The organism is Lacrimispora struthionigena (assembly GCF_048627165.1).
Classification (GTDB): Bacteria; Bacillota; Clostridia; order Lachnospirales; family Lachnospiraceae; genus Lacrimispora.
Genome location: NZ_JBMBWP010000001.1, coordinates 1,008,331 through 1,024,904 on the forward strand (window position 1 = coordinate 1,008,331; position 16,574 = coordinate 1,024,904).

General features: G+C 44.0%; 14 protein-coding genes and 1 tRNA gene. 12 read left to right on the top strand and 3 right to left on the bottom strand.

Going from position 1 to position 16,574, the window contains the following annotated elements; translation table 11 throughout:
* The first annotated feature begins 52 nt into the window (after positions 1 to 52).
* The 8 genes from ACOAOT_RS04655 to yedF all read left to right on the top strand — a co-directional run bounded on the left by ACOAOT_RS04655 (position 53) and on the right by yedF (position 9,594).
* Positions 53 to 125 (top strand) — tRNA-Thr (locus tag ACOAOT_RS04655).
* A gap of 79 nt (positions 126 to 204) precedes the next feature.
* A complete protein-coding gene (locus ACOAOT_RS04660) occupies positions 205 to 2,754 on the top strand; it encodes a transglycosylase domain-containing protein (protein ID WP_420215907.1) in 2,550 nt (849 codons plus the stop codon).
* A gap of 328 nt (positions 2,755 to 3,082) precedes the next feature.
* Positions 3,083 to 4,432: a magnesium transporter gene (gene mgtE, locus ACOAOT_RS04665; protein WP_420215908.1), complete on the top strand. Its 1,350-nt coding sequence runs from the start codon at positions 3,083 to 3,085 to the stop codon at positions 4,430 to 4,432.
* Between the two features lie 106 nt (positions 4,433 to 4,538).
* Entirely contained in the window at positions 4,539 to 5,999 is a 1,461-nt protein-coding gene (gene gltX / locus ACOAOT_RS04670; protein ID WP_420215909.1) for a glutamate--tRNA ligase, read from the top strand.
* 82 nt (positions 6,000 to 6,081) lie between these two features.
* Entirely contained in the window at positions 6,082 to 7,914 is a 1,833-nt protein-coding gene (locus ACOAOT_RS04675; RefSeq protein ID WP_420216654.1) for an ATP-dependent helicase, read from the top strand.
* 16 nt (positions 7,915 to 7,930) lie between these two features.
* Positions 7,931 to 8,455: a cob(I)yrinic acid a,c-diamide adenosyltransferase gene (locus ACOAOT_RS04680; protein ID WP_420215910.1), complete on the top strand. Its 525-nt coding sequence runs from the start codon at positions 7,931 to 7,933 to the stop codon at positions 8,453 to 8,455.
* A gap of 95 nt (positions 8,456 to 8,550) precedes the next feature.
* Positions 8,551 to 8,889, top strand: a complete 339-nt coding sequence (locus ACOAOT_RS04685; protein ID WP_104436882.1) for a DUF1292 domain-containing protein — start codon at positions 8,551 to 8,553, stop codon at positions 8,887 to 8,889.
* 93 nt (positions 8,890 to 8,982) lie between these two features.
* Positions 8,983 to 9,594 carry a sulfurtransferase-like selenium metabolism protein YedF gene (gene yedF / locus ACOAOT_RS04690; RefSeq protein WP_420215911.1) on the top strand — a complete coding sequence of 204 codons (612 nt, stop codon included), beginning with the start codon at positions 8,983 to 8,985 and terminating at the stop codon, positions 9,592 to 9,594.
* Between the two features lie 8 nt (positions 9,595 to 9,602).
* Here the strand turns inward: yedF and ACOAOT_RS04695 are convergent, their stop codons facing one another.
* Positions 9,603 to 10,178: a hypothetical protein gene (locus tag ACOAOT_RS04695; RefSeq protein WP_420215912.1), complete on the bottom strand. Its 576-nt coding sequence runs from the start codon at positions 10,176 to 10,178 to the stop codon at positions 9,603 to 9,605.
* Between the two features lie 101 nt (positions 10,179 to 10,279).
* On the opposite strand from ACOAOT_RS04695, the gene ACOAOT_RS04700 reads away from it, so the two are divergent.
* A complete protein-coding gene (locus ACOAOT_RS04700; RefSeq protein WP_420215913.1) occupies positions 10,280 to 11,683 on the top strand; it encodes an RsmB/NOP family class I SAM-dependent RNA methyltransferase in 1,404 nt (467 codons plus the stop codon).
* Here the strand turns inward: ACOAOT_RS04700 and ACOAOT_RS04705 are convergent.
* Complete coding sequence (locus ACOAOT_RS04705; protein WP_420215914.1) at positions 11,646 to 12,569, bottom strand: RluA family pseudouridine synthase; 924 nt, start codon at positions 12,567 to 12,569, stop codon at positions 11,646 to 11,648. The two genes, ACOAOT_RS04700 and ACOAOT_RS04705, sit on opposite strands and share 38 nt — an antisense overlap.
* An 87-nt stretch (positions 12,570 to 12,656) precedes the next feature.
* Here ACOAOT_RS04705 and ACOAOT_RS04710 point away from each other — a divergent pair, with 87 nt between their 5' ends.
* Together ACOAOT_RS04710 and ACOAOT_RS04715 are read left to right on the top strand one after the other, a co-directional pair.
* A complete protein-coding gene (locus ACOAOT_RS04710) occupies positions 12,657 to 12,926 on the top strand; it encodes a U-box domain-containing protein 56 (RefSeq protein WP_420215915.1) in 270 nt (89 codons plus the stop codon).
* A 31-nt stretch (positions 12,927 to 12,957) separates the two neighbouring features.
* Positions 12,958 to 13,836, top strand: coding sequence for a YitT family protein (locus ACOAOT_RS04715; RefSeq protein ID WP_420215916.1), 879 nt, complete (start codon positions 12,958 to 12,960; stop codon positions 13,834 to 13,836).
* Positions 13,837 to 13,866: 30 nt separating this feature from the next.
* On the opposite strand, the gene ACOAOT_RS04720 is transcribed toward ACOAOT_RS04715, so the two are convergent.
* Complete coding sequence (locus ACOAOT_RS04720) at positions 13,867 to 15,111, bottom strand: DNA polymerase Y family protein (RefSeq protein WP_420215918.1); 1,245 nt, start codon at positions 15,109 to 15,111, stop codon at positions 13,867 to 13,869.
* 113 nt (positions 15,112 to 15,224) lie between these two features.
* Between ACOAOT_RS04720 and ACOAOT_RS04725 the strand changes: the two genes are divergently transcribed.
* Positions 15,225 to 16,547 (top strand): D-alanyl-D-alanine carboxypeptidase family protein, encoded by a 1,323-nt coding sequence (locus ACOAOT_RS04725; protein WP_420215919.1) that lies wholly within the window; start codon positions 15,225 to 15,227, stop codon positions 16,545 to 16,547.
* The last annotated feature ends 27 nt before the right edge of the window (positions 16,548 to 16,574 follow it).

Below are 16,574 nucleotides of genomic sequence, written 5' to 3' on the forward strand. Positions count from 1 at the left end.
TAGATTTTCCCATGCTATGATATACGAGGTTCGAGCGACGAACCAAAGAAATGCTGATGTGGCACAGGTGGTAGCGCACCTCATTGGTAGTGAGGAGGTCACGGGTCCGAGTCCCGTCATCAGCTTATAACAAACGGGAAGTCTTATTCAAGAGACTTCCCGTTTTTGTTATATCATAAAAAGAAGAGAAGGAGGCAGGTTGTTATGGGGAAGAAAAGCAGAAAACGAAAAAGTGCATGGTATATATTTTTTCGTCCCATAAAGGTCATACTCTTTGTATTTCTGTTGGCGATGGTGATAGGGTGCCTGGCTGGAGGCGTCGTATTTTTAAAATATCAGGATGAGATCATGACATGTAAGGAAAAGGCTGACACCATTATAAGTCAGACTTCCAAAACTGATTTCTCACAGCCAATGGATACAAGAGTATATGATTCTGAAGGAAACTTAATCGGAACCATTAATTCCGGTCATTACGAATATGTACCAATTAAGGACATCAGCGAAAATCTTCAGAATGCTTACATAGCCCAGGAGGACAGGCGATTCTATAAACATCATGGAATTGATTACAAGGGGCTTTTAAGAGCTGGTCTGGTTTTCATAAAAAACAAAGGTGTGGCGACCCAGGGAGGCAGTACCATCACCCAGCAGGTGATCAAAAACACCTATTTAACTCAGGAGAGGACCATTCAGAGAAAGATCACAGAATTCTTTGCTGCTCCCCGGATGGAGGACAAGTATTCCAAAAAGGATATTATGGAATTCTACTGCAACACCAATTATTATGCAAACCGCAGTTATGGTGTATCCGAGGCCAGCCGTTATTATTTTGATAAGGAAGCAAAGGATCTGACCATCTGGGAAGCAGCAACTCTTGCGGGAATCAGCAACAATCCTTCCAGATATGACCCGGTGGCACATCCCGATACCTCTAAATGGAAGCGGGATCAGGTGATTGACAATATGGCCCTTTGCAAGTTCATCACAAAGGAAGAGCAGGAGAATGCAAAAGCCCAGCCCCTTACAGTCGCCAAGGTTTATGAAGGCGGAACCACAGAGAATTATCAGACCAGCTACGCCATACATTCTGCCGTTCTGGAACTGATGAAGAATGATGACTTTGTATTCCAGTATGTCTTTCCGAGTAAAAGTTCCTATGATTCCTATAAGGAAGAATATCAGGAACAGTATCAGGCTAAAAGCGATATGGTACGCAAGGGAGGATTTGAAATTCATACCAGCCTGGATTCCAAACTGCAGGCTGCGCTGCAAAACAACATCGATACCCATTTAAAAGGGTTTACGGAAGTTCAGGAGAACGGAAAATTCGCACTACAGGGAGCAGCTGTCTGCGTAGACAACCGGACCGGATATGTGGTGGCGATAGTAGGCGGACGGGGAACCGATGATGAATATAACCGTGGATTTTTAAGCAGAAGGCAGCCAGGCTCTACCATTAAGCCACTGATTGATTACGCTCCTGCATTTGAAACCGGCTTTTATTATCCTTCCAGACTGGTCAATGACCATTTGTTTGACAAAGGGCCCAAAAACAGCGGAGGCAAGTACTTTGGTGAAGTGTCTGTAAGAGAAGCATTAAACCGGAGTTTAAATACAGTCGCATGGCAGGTTCTGACAGATATTGGAGTCGACAAAGGGATCAGCTATCTGGGAAAAATGCACTTTGTAGGCTTAAGCAATATGGACAATGGCAACAGTAGTATGAGTATCGGAGGTTTTACTGAAGGAGCCAGAGTTGTGGATATGGCAAAAGGCTATTCGGTTCTTGCCAATCAGGGAAAATACAGCAATAAAACCTGCATTACAAGTATTAAGAGCCAGTATGACGGAGAGATCTATAAAGGCAGTCAGGCAGATGAGAGAGTCTTTACGGAAGATACGGCATATATGGTTACCGATGTTCTGAAAGGAACTCTGGATAAGCCTTACGGAACAGGCTCCGGACTGGGAATTGGTGTTCCGGCAGCAGGAAAGACGGGAACAACAAACAGCAGCAAGGATACCTGGTTCTGCGGCTATACCAGATATTACACCACTGCCATCTGGGTGGGATACGATACTCCAAGAGCTATGCCGGGAGTTTACGGAAAGACTTATTCCGGTAAGATGTGGCATGATTTTATGGCTGAAATCAATAAGGACCTGCCTCCCCTGGACTGGGATATGCCTTCTACCGTTTCCGCTTATAATGTGGATTCCAGAGGAGAGAAAACGGATCAGGAAACGGGCAATAAGGATTTATTCTCCTCCGTGGCAGAAGCTGCAGCAATGGCAGATACAAAGAAATGGAAAGATGAAGAAGCCCGTAAGCAGCAGGAAGCCCAGTCGCAGATGAATCAGGCAGCACAGGATGCAGCCAGACAGACCCAGGAACAGGCAGCAGCTTCCCTGCAGTCTCTTATTGCTGAATTTAACGGACTAAATCACCGTGACAGTTCTACGGATGATAAGATTACTACGGCTAAAACATATTTGGAGCAGTTAAACGGAACGGAAACGTATGACAGCTTAAAACAGGCACTTGATGAAGCGGTCAACCGTGTTCTTGCTCTTCCTAAACAGGATGATTCGTCGAAACCACAGGAGATCGGACCTGGAATGACGAAACCAAGAGAGAGCACAGCTCCGGTATTCCCAGGAGATAGTAGCCCTGATTCAGAGGGGGAAGTTGGCTCCGGACCTGGAGATGATGATTCCCAGGCAGAGACCTTTGGTCCCGGGATGGAATAAATGGGGTTGATTTTTCAGGAAATAACTGGTATTCTGAATTAAGAAAAATAAAGAAAGGAAGTGAACCAGAGTGGAAGGTCGAAGTCAGAAGATGGAAGCAGATTATTATCATAGGCGTAAGGCAGTGACAGCAGAGTCTGAGATTTCGGATCTGCTCTGTGTTTGCTGCCGTTAAAAGAGAGAAACTCTCTGCGTTTATGATAGCCATGGATTACAGATGTATTCTGTAACTATGGCTATTTTGCTTGTCGTAAATCAATGACAGGCAGATTTTCGCTGCTTCCATATTAGCCAAGACGAAAAAACAGGTTCATATGGAGGGAAAATAATGCAGGAGAATTTAAAGCTGGAAGAATTGTCAGAGCTGTTAAACAGCCGGCAGCTGCGGAAGTTAAAAGAAGTTCTGACCGAATTCAATGAAATGGATATAGCTGCTTTCTTGGAAGAGCAGGAGGCGGAAAAGACGGTACTTGTCTTTCGTATGCTTCCCAAGGAAACAGCCAGTGAGGTATTCGCTTTCCTTGAAGTTGAAAAGCAGGAATACATTATTAACAGTATTACAGATCATGAACTGGGAACAATTATTGAAGACCTGTATGTAGATGATGTGGTGGATATGCTGGAGGAGCTGCCTGCCACTGTTGTTAAGAGAGTTCTGCAAAGCGCGGCACCTGACACCAGAAAACTGATTAATCAGTTTCTGAATTATCCCGAAAACAGTGCGGGAAGCATTATGACGGCTGAATATGCAGGTCTGAAAAAAGATATGACTGTGGAACAGGCATTTGATTACATCAGGAAACATGGTGTAGATAAGGAAACCATTTATACCTGTTACGTAATGAATTCCAAGCGAATGCTGGAGGGCGTGGTGACGGTAAAGGATCTATTGATGAATCCATATGAACGGTTTATTGGAGATATCATGGATACAAATGTGATAAAAGCAGTCACCACTGAGGATCAGGAAGAAGTAGCCAGACGGTTTCGGAAATATGATCTTCTAAGCCTTCCTGTGGTAGATCATGAGGATCGCCTGGTAGGAATTGTAACGGTAGATGACGTCGTTGACGTTATAGAACAGGAAGCGACAGAGGACTTTGAAAAAATGGCTGCGATGCTGCCAAGTGAAAAGCCTTATTTAAAGACCAGTGTATTTCAGCTGGCAAAAAATCGGATTGTCTGGCTTCTGGTTCTGATGTTAAGCAGCATGATCACAGGAGGGATTCTGGCAAAATACGAGAAAGCATTTGCAGTAATTCCTCTTTTAGTAACATTCATCCCTATGCTTACCGATACCGGCGGAAATGCAGGAAGCCAGAGCAGCACCATGATAATCCGCGGTATGGCAGTAGGAGAGATCCATACAAGAGATATCTTTCGGGTGGTATGGAAAGAACTGAAAGTCGCCATACTTGTGGGATTTGTTCTTGGAATGGTTAATTATATCCGCCTGATTATTCTATACCCAGGTCAGGAGATGCTTTGTCTGACTGTTATGTTAAGCCTGATGGCTACCGTTATTCTGGCAAAAACAATCGGTGCCATGCTTCCCATCGGCGCAAAGGTATTTCACATGGATCCGGCTATTATGGCAGCACCTTTAATTACTACCATAGTGGATGCTATAAGCTTAATTATCTATTTCCAGCTTGCCTGTTCTCTTCTTCAACTTTAATTGTTCTGGAAAAATGCCGTTAAGTCATTGTTTTTTCCGGATGTTCGTTATATAATAAAATTTGTCTGAAACATCACGAGAATGAAGATATAGGAGTGTGTTTATAATGAATCGAATTAGAACCAGATATGCCCCAAGCCCCACAGGCCGCATGCACGTAGGCAATTTAAGAACAGCCATGTATGCGTACCTGATTGCAAAACATGAAGGTGGAGATTTTCTTCTCCGTATTGAAGATACCGATCAGGAACGTTTTGTAGAAGGTGCTGTGGAGATTATTTATAGAACGTTGGAAGAGACAGGACTTGTTCATGATGAAGGCCCTGATAAGGATGGCGGTGTGGGTCCTTACGTTCAGAGTGAACGTCATGCTCTTGGCATGTACCTTGATTATGCTAAGATGCTGGTGGAAAAAGGAGAGGCTTACTACTGCTTCTGTACCCAGGAACGTCTGGATTCTTTAAAGAAAACCGTAGACGGTCAGGAGATCATGGTTTATGACAAGCATTGTCTTCACCTTACGAAAGAAGAGGTACAGGCTAATCTGGCAGCAGGAATGCCATACGTAATCCGCCAGAATAATCCGGTTGACGGAACCACCACATTCCACGATGAAATTTACGGTGATATCACAGTCGATAACTCAGAGCTTGATGATATGGTTCTGATTAAATCCGATGGATATCCAACTTACAATTTTGCCAATGTAGTGGATGATCACCTGATGGGAATCACTCATGTGGTAAGAGGTAACGAGTACTTATCCTCTTCTCCCAAATATAACCGCCTTTACGACGCGTTTGGCTGGGAAGTTCCGGTTTATGTACATTGTCCTCTGATTACCAATGAGGAACATAAAAAATTAAGCAAGAGAAGCGGCCATGCTTCTTATGAGGATTTAATTGAGCAGGGATTTATTTCTGAGGCAGTGGTCAATTATGTGGCTTTGCTTGGCTGGTCACCAGTTGGAAATCAGGAGATTTTCTCCCTCAAAGAATTAATTCAGGAATTTGATTTCCACAATATCAGTAAATCCCCGGCTGTGTTCGATATGACCAAGTTAAAGTGGATGAACAGTGAATACATGAAGGCCATGGACTTTGGCAGATTTTATGGAATGGCAGAACCTTTCATCAGGAAAGTCATTAAAAAGGATCTGGATTTAAGAAAGATCGCTGCCATGGTTAAGACCAGAATCGAAGTATTCCCGGATATCCAGAATCATATTGATTTCTTTGAGGAGCTTCCGGAATATGACTGCTCCATGTATTTTAATAAGAAGATGAAGACGGACAGCCAGACCTCTCTTACCCTGTTACAGGAGATACTTCCCATTCTGGAAGCACAGGAAGACTACAGCAACGATGCACTCTATGCTGCGCTTTCCGCATTTGTTTCTGAAAAAGGATATAAAACCGGCTATGTTATGTGGCCTATCCGCACTGCAGTTTCCGGCAAGCAGATGACTCCGGCTGGTGCAACAGAAATCATGGAGGTCCTTGGAAAAGAAGAATCCTTACATCGAATCAGAAAAGGAATCGAACTTTTAAGCAAAGAGACTTTATAGAAAAGAAGATGAAAGCAGGGGAATGGCAGAAAACCGGACTCCTGCTTCTTTGTTTGACTTGGAGGATAACATGAAACAACAAGTGACCTATGAAGGCGCCCAGAAAGAAGCAATTCTTCACCGGGATGGACCTATGTTAGTGCTGGCAGGGCCGGGATCAGGAAAGACATTTACCATTACCCACAGAGTCTGCCATCTCATTGAGGAGTATCATGTGGATCCGTCCCGCATTCTGGTCATCACATTCACCAAGGCTGCAGCCACGGAGATGAAGGAACGATTTGATGCATTGATGGGAGATCCTGCTCCCTTTGTCAGCTTCGGCACCTTTCATGCCATATTTTTCCGCATTCTCAAATTCGCCTATCGCTATGATGCCAGAAATATTATCAGGGAAGACCAGAAAACCAGATTTGTAAAGGAAGAAATGGACCGCTGCAGCGTGGAAGTGGAAGATGAGGGGGATTTTATTACCTCCATTTTATCAGAGATCAGCTCCGTGAAAGGAGATATGATCTCACTGGACCATTATTACTCCAAAAACTGCTCAGAAGAAATATTTAAACAGCTTTATCTGGGGTATGAGGACAGGCTGAGAAAAGCAAATCTGATTGATTTTGATGACATGCTGGTAATGTGTCACGAACTTTTTACCCAGAGAAAAGATATACTGGCAGCCTGGCAGAGAAAATACCAGTACATTCTGGTGGATGAATTTCAGGATATAAACCGGGTACAGTATGAAATTGTTCGTATGCTTGCTGCGCCTGAGGATAATCTTTTTATTGTGGGAGACGATGACCAGTCCATCTACCGGTTCCGGGGAGCCAAGCCGGAAATCATGCTTGGTTTTGAAAAAGATTATAAAAATGCGAAGAAGGTTCTTTTAAATATTAATTTCAGAAGCACCAGAGACATTGTGGAAACAGCAGGGAAACTGATCGCCCACAATGAAATGCGGTTCCCGAAGAAAATTGTAACAGACAAAGGCTCTGGAAAACCAGTGGTTACCAGACTGTGGAAGGATCCCCAGGAAGAAACCATGGAAATTGTGGAGGAGATTCTAAATTACGGGAAAGCAGGATATGCACTCAGTGATATCGCTGTTTTATACCGGACTAATCTGGGCCCCAGACTTTTAATCGAGAAATTTATGGAATATAATGTTCCGTTTATCACCCGGGATTCTGTTCCCAATCTATACGATCACTGGATTGCCCAGAATCTGGTTTCCTATATGAAAACGGCACAGGGTGACTGTCAAAGGGCCAATGTTCTCCAAATCATCAACCGCCCCAACCGCTACATAAGCAGGGATTCGCTGGAAGGCAATCCGGTAAACTTTGAGTCTGTAAAATCCTTTTACCAGGATCGCAGTTTCATGGTGGAGCGGGTGGAACAGCTGGAATATGATTTGCGAATGATAAAAAACATGGCACCAGTTGCAGCGGTTAATTATATCAGGAAAGCAATTGGGTATGATGATTATTTAAGGGAGTATGCCCAGTACCGGAGGATGAAGCCGGAGGAACTCCTTGAGGTGGCAGATCAGCTTTCAGAAAGTGCGGCAGGATTTCAGTCCTTTGACCAGTGGCTGGTGCATATGAAAGAGTATGGGGAAGAGTTAAATAAGCGGGCAAAATCGGGACAGACAAAAGCAGAGGGCGTGGCATTAATGACCATGCACAGTTCCAAAGGGCTGGAATACAAAATTGTCTATATTTTAGACGCCAATGAGGGAGTGACCCCACACCAGAAGGCTGTTCTTCCGGCTGATTTAGAAGAGGAGCGGCGGATGTTTTATGTGGCAATGACAAGGGCCAAGGAACGGCTTCATGTAAATTATGTTCAGGAACGATACGGGAAAAAACAGGATGTATCCCGCTTTGTCAGGGAGTATCTGGAGAAAAGTTAAGGAGGGAATGGCTTTTATGGAATCTTGCGTTCATATTTACTGCGGAGATGGAAAAGGAAAAACTACGGCAGCCATCGGTCTGGCAGTCCGTGCCAGTGGCTGTAATAAAAAGGTATTAATTGCCCGGTTTCTTAAAACCGATCATTCCGGAGAGGTTCTGGCGCTACAATCCCTTTCCGGTATTACAGTCATGCCTTGTGAGAAAAGCTTTGGATTTTTCTCCAACATGACTGACGAACAAAAGAAGGAAGCCAGAGTTTATTATTCCAGCCTTCTGGACTTGGTGCTTGAAAAAGCGGCAAAAGAATCCTTTGATCTGCTGGTTTTAGATGAAATTATGGCTGTTAGCAATTACGGACTGGTGGATGAGGAGAAAGTGCTCCAGTTTATTGCCGGAAGGCCAGAGAAGCTTGAGGTAGTGCTTACAGGAAGAAATCCATCCGATCAGCTCCTTGGTCAGGCAGATTACGTATCGGAAATAAAAAAGATCAGGCATCCCTATGACCGGGGGATCAATGCCAGAAGGGGAATTGAATATTAAGGATAAAATCCCTTGATTTTTAGCCGATTGTTTGATAGAGTGAAGAAAGGTGTAAACAGACACCTATATTAAGATGGAAAAAGAGAGGTATCAGGATGGCACAGGATCCTAATTTAGAGCACGATGAGATGGAACCCCAGGAGGAGATGACAGTAACACTGACCCTGGATGATGGATCGGAACTGGAGTGCGTTGTACTTACAATTTTCACAGCAAATGAGAGAGATTATATCGCTCTGCTTCCTATGGAAGGCGCTGAGGCAGAAGAGGGAGAAGTTTATCTGTATCGTTATTCCGAAAGCGAAGACGGACAGCCTAATCTTGAAAATATCGAAGATGACGAAGAATATGAAATCGTTGCAGATGCCTTTGATCAGATGTTAGACGAAGCAGAATATGATGAGCTTGTCGGCGAAGACGAGGAAGAAGAGTAAAAATTGAATTAAGAATGAAAAGTCGGGAAAGGTCCGGGATATGGAGCCGGTCCCGGCTTTTGATTTTATTGCATAAAAAAAGGAGAAGGAAGTATGGATCGAACAATTGATGCCAGAGGGCTTTTGTGCCCCCAGCCGGTTATCAGGGCAAAGGAAGCCATGAAAGACATGACGGAAGGGATTCTGACCATTCTCGTTGATAATGAGATTGCTGTTCAGAATGTAATGAAACTGGGGAATTATTCAGGAGTGAATCCTTCTTCCACAAAGCTGTCAGAGAAAGAATATCAGATCCTGTTTTACATGGAAAAAGGAGCTGAGTCTGTACAGAAGAATACGTTAGAAGAATGTGTACCTGACAGCCGAAAGAAAGGTCTGGTTGCCGTACTTTCCTCTGACCAGATGGGAACCGGAAGTGAAGAATTAGGCCGTATTCTGATGAAAGGCTTTGTGTATGCCCTGACCCAGTTGGAAGAACTCCCTGAAACCATACTGCTTTACAATGGAGGAGCCAGGCTGTCAACCGAGGGCTCTGCCTCTCTGGAAGACTTAAAGACACTGGAAGCTCAGGGAGTTGAGATTTTAACCTGTGGAACCTGTCTGAATTTTTATGAATTAACAGAAAAACTCAGCGTAGGAACCGTAACCAACATGTATGAGATTACAGAAAAGATGGCAGGCGCCCGTCTGGTTATACGGCCATAGAACCTTTTTTATAATCTTTGGTATCTCAGGGAGATAGCCGGATCGCACACCTTTAAATAGAGCTTATGCAGCAAAAAAGTACTTGAAATAACAAAGAATATTTCAAGAGCTGAGCTGACAATTCCGGTCAGGAAAAAGAGAATCACGGATACCACTGTGATAACGATCAGACTGATGAAATAAGGTCGATAAACTGACTGATTCATGCAGTTAAGCTTCCATGTCACCAGATAAAGACTGATCATGAGAGAGATGGAAGCTGCAAATGACAAAAATACATGAAGAACGGCATGAAAGGGCTGTGAGTCAGGCAGATAAGGGATGGTAACTGCCAGGCCTAAAAGAAAGAGGGCTAATGTAGTAAATACCATCTCCTTTTTATTTCTGGGAAGTGTACGGATAATTCTTTTTAAAACATAATAAAAATAAGCACCAACAATAATACCCCATAAAAGAAACAGGTTTTTTCTGTCTGCCAGGCTTCCAAGAACGGAAAAATTAAGGGTGAACCAGTTGGTTCCCCAGGCAAACAGTATGGTATAGACAGGGATGATAATATAAGCGGTTATGGTTAATAAAGTCATATGGCACCTCCCGGATATTTCTTCTATTTAGTTTGCCACTAACTTGAAAAAATAACATAAAATTATGGGGATTTTAAAAATAGACAGGAAGAGGAATTAAAATGATTCAATTACCGGATAAATTTGTGGAAAAGATGAAAGGATTGCTGGCAGATGAATACGATGCTTTCTTAAAAAGCTATGAGGAGGATCGGGCCCTGGGACTCAGGATTAACCCATTAAAAGCAGACCCCGGGGAATTTATCCGCCAATCTCCTTTTTTATCTGAACCAGTCCCCTGGGCATCGGAAGGCTATTATTATCAGGCAGGACAGCGCCCTGGAAAGCATCCATATCATGAAGCCGGTGTTTACTACATTCAGGAACCAAGTGCCATGGCAGTGGTAGAGCTTTTAGATCCAAAGCCAGGAGAAAAGATTCTTGATCTGTGTGCAGCTCCCGGCGGAAAAACAACCCATATTGCTGGTAAATTAAAAGGAGAAGGATTTTTGCTGAGCAACGAAATTCATCCTGCCAGGGCAAAGATTCTAGCACAGAATGTGGAACGTATGGGAATACGTAATTCCGTTGTTACCAATGAAGATTCTCATTCGCTGTCCCTTAAATTTCCTGAATTTTTTGATCGTATCGTGGTGGACGCACCCTGCTCTGGAGAAGGAATGTTTCGAAAGGATGAGGCTGCCAGACTGGAATGGAGCCCGGATCACGTAGAAGCCTGCGCCCGCAGGCAGAGGGAAATTCTTGAAAATGCCGCCGTAATGTTAAAATCAGGGGGGACCATGGTCTATTCCACCTGTACCTTTTCTCCTGAGGAAAACGAGCAGGTGATTGAATCGTTTCTGATTTCCCACCCTGATTTTTCCGTTGTGGACAGGGGGGAACGCCCGGGACTTTCTCATGGCATGCCCAAGTGGAGTAAGTACGGATCAGAAGACTTAAAAAAGACATTCCGCATCTGGCCTCATAAGTCAGAAGGGGAAGGTCATTATCTGGCTGTATTAAAAAGAGATGGGGATAAGGTACCGGAGGGAAAAAGATCCTGTCCTTCTTATTTAAAGGATAAAGCTGTCTGGAAAGAGGTAGAATTATTTTTAAAGGAGCTGCTTGCAGAACCGGAAGTTTTTTTAGACAGAAAAGAATATATCCTGTTTGGAGAACAGCTTTATCTACTTCCGCCGGAGATGATTGATTTAAAGGGAATTAAAGTAATCCGTCCCGGACTTCACATGGGTACCATAAAAAAGAACCGGTTCGAACCTTCCCATGCACTGGCTCTTTCCTTAAGAAAAGAGGAGGTTCTTTCCTGGGCAGAGATACCTGCAGATCACGAGGATATAGTAAAATATTTAAAAGGACAGACGATTCCAGCCCCCTTTTCCTGGCCGGTCAGGCTGGACAAGAAAGGCTGGGTGCTGATAGTGACAGATGGTTATTCCATTGGGTTTGCAAAACTGGCTGCTGGAATTCTTAAAAATCATTATCCCAAAGGCCTTCGGTGGATGTAACACCAATAAACTGCATATCTTTCGGAAGAGCTGCCTCAAAAAACATGGGAACTCTGGTGACCGGATGGGTAAAATCCAGACGGAAGGAGTGGAGTGCCTGACGATTAATATAGCGGTAATCCGGATTGTAAAGAAAATCACCTGGCAGTGGATGTCCGATGGATTTTAGATGAACCCGGATCTGGTGAGTTCGTCCGGTCTCCAGTCGAAGTCCTGCAAGGGAGTGTCCTGTGACGGGATCATAAAAAAGACGGCAAAAAAAGGTTCTTGCCGGGTCGCCGTTAATGGGATCGATACAACGCTCAATGGTAGAATCGTGGGTTCTGGCTATGGGAGAGTCAATGATTCCCTCCATTGGAAGTTCACCCTGGACCACTGCAAGATACCGTCTGTGAATTTCATGCTTTTTTACCATGTCAGACAGGATACAGGCACTTAAGGGATTTTTGGCAATAATTAAGAGGCCGGTGGTATCACGGTCCAGTCGGTTAATGGCACGAAAGGTAAAAGCCTCCTGTTTATCTTGGAAATACCATGCCAGTCCATTGGCCAGGGTATTATCAAAATTTCCCTGGGAGGGGTGAATGGGAACGCCCGCCGCTTTGTTAATAACCAGAAGATGCTCATCCTCAAATAATATGTCAATGGGCATCTCGGTGGGTACAATATTTTCCGAATCTTTCTCCTCGGGAAAGGTGATGGTAAGTACCTCTCCTTTTGCAGGTCTGTAAGTGGTGTATACTGCCCTGCCTCCGGCTGTGATTGCATTTTCTGTATTTCGTAAGCGCCGGATCAGGCTTTGGGAGTATCCCTGGTCTAATAGAAACTGCCCTATGGTTTTAGGGTTAGAAGCTTCTGTGATTAAGTAATTTATGGTCATTTTCATAAACCGATTCTATCATGAGGGAACATGATTGACAAGAAGCAACTTGCGTGTATAATTAATTTGTAAAAATGGAAAGGGGGATATCAGATGTTTAATGAAGAAACGTATGAGGAATTAGAAGCAGAGTTTGAGAAATACCATATTGAGGAAGAAGTAGAGGAGGTTTTGCTTGATCTGGCGGAAGCGCTGGCAGATAAGGAAATTCTGGATAAAGAATTGAATTTGACGGAATCCTATGGTAAGACACAGATCTATGCAACCGGAATCTGCACTGACGAAGATGGCGAGGTCAGTGTTTTAATTAAACAAATAAAGATTGGCAAAAAAGAATTTGAAATCAATGATTATTTTCTATAAATAATCGAAAGAGAAACGGAGGCAGTACAACATGATGGGAGACCGTGATAAATACTCCCCCAAAGAGCTTGGCATCGATTTGCTGTGTGATCTTGTGGGAGCACTTTTATTTAATGTGGGAATCTATAACTTTGCTGTTAATGCACAGTTTGCACCAGTAGGAGTCTCAGGTATTGCATTAATTTTGCGTTATCTGTTCGGATTGCCTATGGGTATCACCAGCATTGTTTTAAATATCCCCATTATACTGGTCAGCTATAAGCTTTTGGGACGAGGCTTTCTTCTGCGCTCTATGAAAAGCATGCTGATCTTTGCACTGGTACTGGATTATGTTGTTCCCGTGTTTCCTGCCTATCAGGGCAATCCTCTCTACGCATCGGCGTGTACCGGAATTTTTTCCGGGCTTGGTTTAACCCTGGTATATTTAAGAAATGGTTCCACTGGAGGAACAGATTTCCTGGTTATGGCTATCAGAAAGATATTTCCTCATCTTACCATAGGCAAGATCTCCCTTGTGGTGGATGCCGTAGTAATCATAGCGGGCGGACTGGTGTTTCGGAATGTGGATGCGGTCATACTTGGTCTGGTTTCTTCCATCGTGACCACCATGGTGATTGATAAAATCATGTATGGTCTGGGTGCCGGCAAACTGGTATTTGTGGTTACCTCCCAGGAAGATGAGGTAGCATGTAAAATCGAAGAAGCAACGGGCAGAGGCTGCACCTTTTTAAAAGGCCAGGGCTCTTTTACCAAAGATGAAAAGAATGTGGTTATGTGCGCATGCAACAATTCTCAGGTGGTCTCCATCCGAAGAGCAATTCACGAAACGGACAAGGATGCATTCCTGATCATAACTGATTCTAACGAAGTTTATGGGGAAGGCTTTAAGCCCATAAGCGGACAGTTTTAAATGAGAATAAGCAGAGTGGAAAGGAGCGCATCACTGCTTCATATGCTTCTCCTTTCCAGCTGCATGATCCACCATCCGGTCTTTCTTTAAAAAACTGGCTCTTTTTACGCTGTCAGTACCAAATTTGCTGCGGATATGATCCACAGCTTTTTCCATCTCTTTCATCTTTTTTGATTGTTCCGATTCAAATAAGTTCATCTGCAAATATCCCTCATCTGAAATCTTGGTGGCACGCACACCCAAAAGGCGAAGGGGCGTCCGGTCCCAGAATTCTTCCAGCAGTCTGCAGGCGTGTTCATAAATAAGAGTGGTGGAATCCGTGGGGCAGTTTAAGGTAGTCTGATGGGTGGTGGTGTGAAAATCCCAATCCTTAATCTCCACACAGACACAGTCACACAACACATGATCTCTGCGCAGTCTGGCACCCACTGTTTCGCTTAAGGATAAAAGAATCGATCGGGCTGTTTCCACGTCTTCCACGTCTCTTGACAAAGTGGTGCTGTTTCCATATCCCTTATTCACTGGTTCCCGGTAGCCAACTGGAGAGGTATCTATCCCGCAGGCATAGTCGTGGATTAATACCGCATACTTTTCTCCCAGCAGGTGTTTTAAATATTTAACATCACAGGCTGCCAGCTGTCCGATGGTATGAATGCCGATCCCCTCAAGCTTCTGCTTCGCGGAATGTCCTACAAAAAACAGCTCTCCTACAGGAAGAGGCCACATCTTGGTTTCAATCTCATGAGCAAACAGCGTGTGGCAGAGGTTGGGCTTTTTAAAATCCGAAGCCATCTTGGCCAGCAGCTTATTGGGCGCAATTCCCATATTCACCGTAAATTTCAGCTCCTGAAAGACCCTCTCCCGTATGAGATTGGCTGTATCAATGGGAGATCCAAACAGATGGATGGTGGAAGTCATATCGAGAAAGGCTTCGTCAATGCTGAACTGTTCAATGTCCGGTGTATAGTCAGACAAAAGATCCATCAGTCTTTTGGAATATTCCAGATAGATATCAAAGCGGGCAGGAACCACTGTAAGCCCCGGACATTTGCGAAGAGCCTGGGCAATGGGTTCTCCGGTTGTAATTCCATATTCTTTGGCAGGCGTTGATTTTGCCAGTACGATCCCGTGTCTTGACTGGGCATCTCCGCCGACTGCAGAGGGGATGGTGCGCAGATCAAGAGCATCCGGGTCCTGCCTTAAGCGGTCTGCAGATTCCCAGCTTAGGAATGCAGAGTTAACATCAATATGGAAAATAAGAGGCTCCGTTGGCATATCCGATTCTCCTTTTTTCTTTTATTATACCGAAAATACGTTCGAAATGTAAAGGGGAATAATTAAAAAATACGCGGAATAGGATAAAATAAAGTCTAGGGGGAGGCTCTTTTATGAGGCATGCCAAAGGAATACTCCTGGCAGCAGCAGGAATCGCCATTGTTTCCTTTGTGGGAACGTTTGCGGTGAAGCTGGCAGAAAAAGAGACTATTAAAAACCATACATCAGTGACTTCAGAAAAAATGGATCATAAGACACAAATTGAGACAACCGACGAACTCAATCTTTATGCTCAGTCAGCAGTATTAATGGACGCCTCAACCAACCGGATTTTATATGGAAAAAACGAGGAACTGGTGCGTCCCATGGCCAGCACGACCAAGATCATGACCTGTATTATCGCTCTTGAAAACGGCAATCTGTCTGATCCGGTTGCTGCCACCCAGAATGCGGCTAACCAGCCCAAGGTTCATCTGGGAGTCTATAAAGGAGAGACCATTTATTTAAAGGATCTGCTCTACAGTCTGATGCTTGAATCACACAACGATGCAGCCATGATGATAGCAGAGCATGTAGGTGGAAGCCGGGAGGGGTTTGCTAAACTCATGAATCAGAAGGCAAAAGAGCTGGGGTGCAGCAATACTTATTTTATTACGCCCAACGGTCTGGATGCCAAGGAGGAGAATGACGGAGAAATAAAAGAACATTCTACCACAGCAGCCGATTTAGCCAGGATTATGAATTACTGCATTGGAAATTCTCCAAAAAGTAAAGAGTTCTTGGAAATAACAGGAACCCAGAGCTATTATTTTACAGATGTTGATGGGAAAAGATCCTTTAGCTGCACAAACCACAATGCCCTTTTAAGCTCTATGAGCGGGGCGTTTTCAGGAAAAACAGGGTTTACCGGTGGTGCAGGCTATTCTTATGTAGGATCAGTGAAAAGTGATGGAAGAATTTTTACCATCGCCCTGTTAGGGTGCGGCTGGCCTCCTCACAAAACCTGGAAATGGTCTGATGCCAGAAAACTCTTTCAGTACGGAATGGATCGTTTTCATTATCGGGATGTATATGAAGAAGTACCCATGCCAGACGTGCTGATTAATGAGGGAATTCCCATTTCAGGAGGGCTTGACAAGCCGGTTTTCATCGCCAGTTCCATGGCAGAAGACAGGGAGAAAAGTCTTAAACTCCTGTTGGCAGATGATGAGAAGGTCACTGTGAAGACCAGCATTCCAGATAAGATAGAGGCTCCTGTTAAAAAAGGACAGAAAATAGGGTCGGTTACATATTGGTTAAACAATAGGCCAGTGAAAGAATATCCGGTTTATTTAACGGAAGGAACCAATCGCCTGACTGTTATCTGGTGCCTTAAAAATCTGGTTACCCGTTATCTTTCCATGCCTGGTTTTCCCCAAATACTGACTTCCTCTTAACGGAATCTTATGGTATACTTGACAAAA

Coding starts and splice junctions, on each gene's coding strand:
- ACOAOT_RS04660 (WP_420215907.1), top strand. CDS start 205: ATGGGGAAGAAAAGCAGAAAACGAAAAAGTGCATGGTATATATTTTTT.
- mgtE (WP_420215908.1), top strand. CDS start 3,083: ATGCAGGAGAATTTAAAGCTGGAAGAATTGTCAGAGCTGTTAAACAGC.
- gltX (WP_420215909.1), top strand. CDS start 4,539: ATGAATCGAATTAGAACCAGATATGCCCCAAGCCCCACAGGCCGCATG.
- ACOAOT_RS04680 (WP_420215910.1), top strand. CDS start 7,931: ATGGAATCTTGCGTTCATATTTACTGCGGAGATGGAAAAGGAAAAACT.
- ACOAOT_RS04685 (WP_104436882.1), top strand. CDS start 8,551: ATGGCACAGGATCCTAATTTAGAGCACGATGAGATGGAACCCCAGGAG.
- yedF (WP_420215911.1), top strand. CDS start 8,983: ATGGATCGAACAATTGATGCCAGAGGGCTTTTGTGCCCCCAGCCGGTT.
- ACOAOT_RS04695 (WP_420215912.1), bottom strand. CDS start 10,178: ATGACTTTATTAACCATAACCGCTTATATTATCATCCCTGTCTATACC.
- ACOAOT_RS04700 (WP_420215913.1), top strand. CDS start 10,280: ATGATTCAATTACCGGATAAATTTGTGGAAAAGATGAAAGGATTGCTG.
- ACOAOT_RS04705 (WP_420215914.1), bottom strand. CDS start 12,569: ATGAAAATGACCATAAATTACTTAATCACAGAAGCTTCTAACCCTAAA.
- ACOAOT_RS04710 (WP_420215915.1), top strand. CDS start 12,657: ATGTTTAATGAAGAAACGTATGAGGAATTAGAAGCAGAGTTTGAGAAA.
- ACOAOT_RS04715 (WP_420215916.1), top strand. CDS start 12,958: ATGATGGGAGACCGTGATAAATACTCCCCCAAAGAGCTTGGCATCGAT.
- ACOAOT_RS04720 (WP_420215918.1), bottom strand. CDS start 15,111: ATGCCAACGGAGCCTCTTATTTTCCATATTGATGTTAACTCTGCATTC.
- ACOAOT_RS04725 (WP_420215919.1), top strand. CDS start 15,225: ATGAGGCATGCCAAAGGAATACTCCTGGCAGCAGCAGGAATCGCCATT.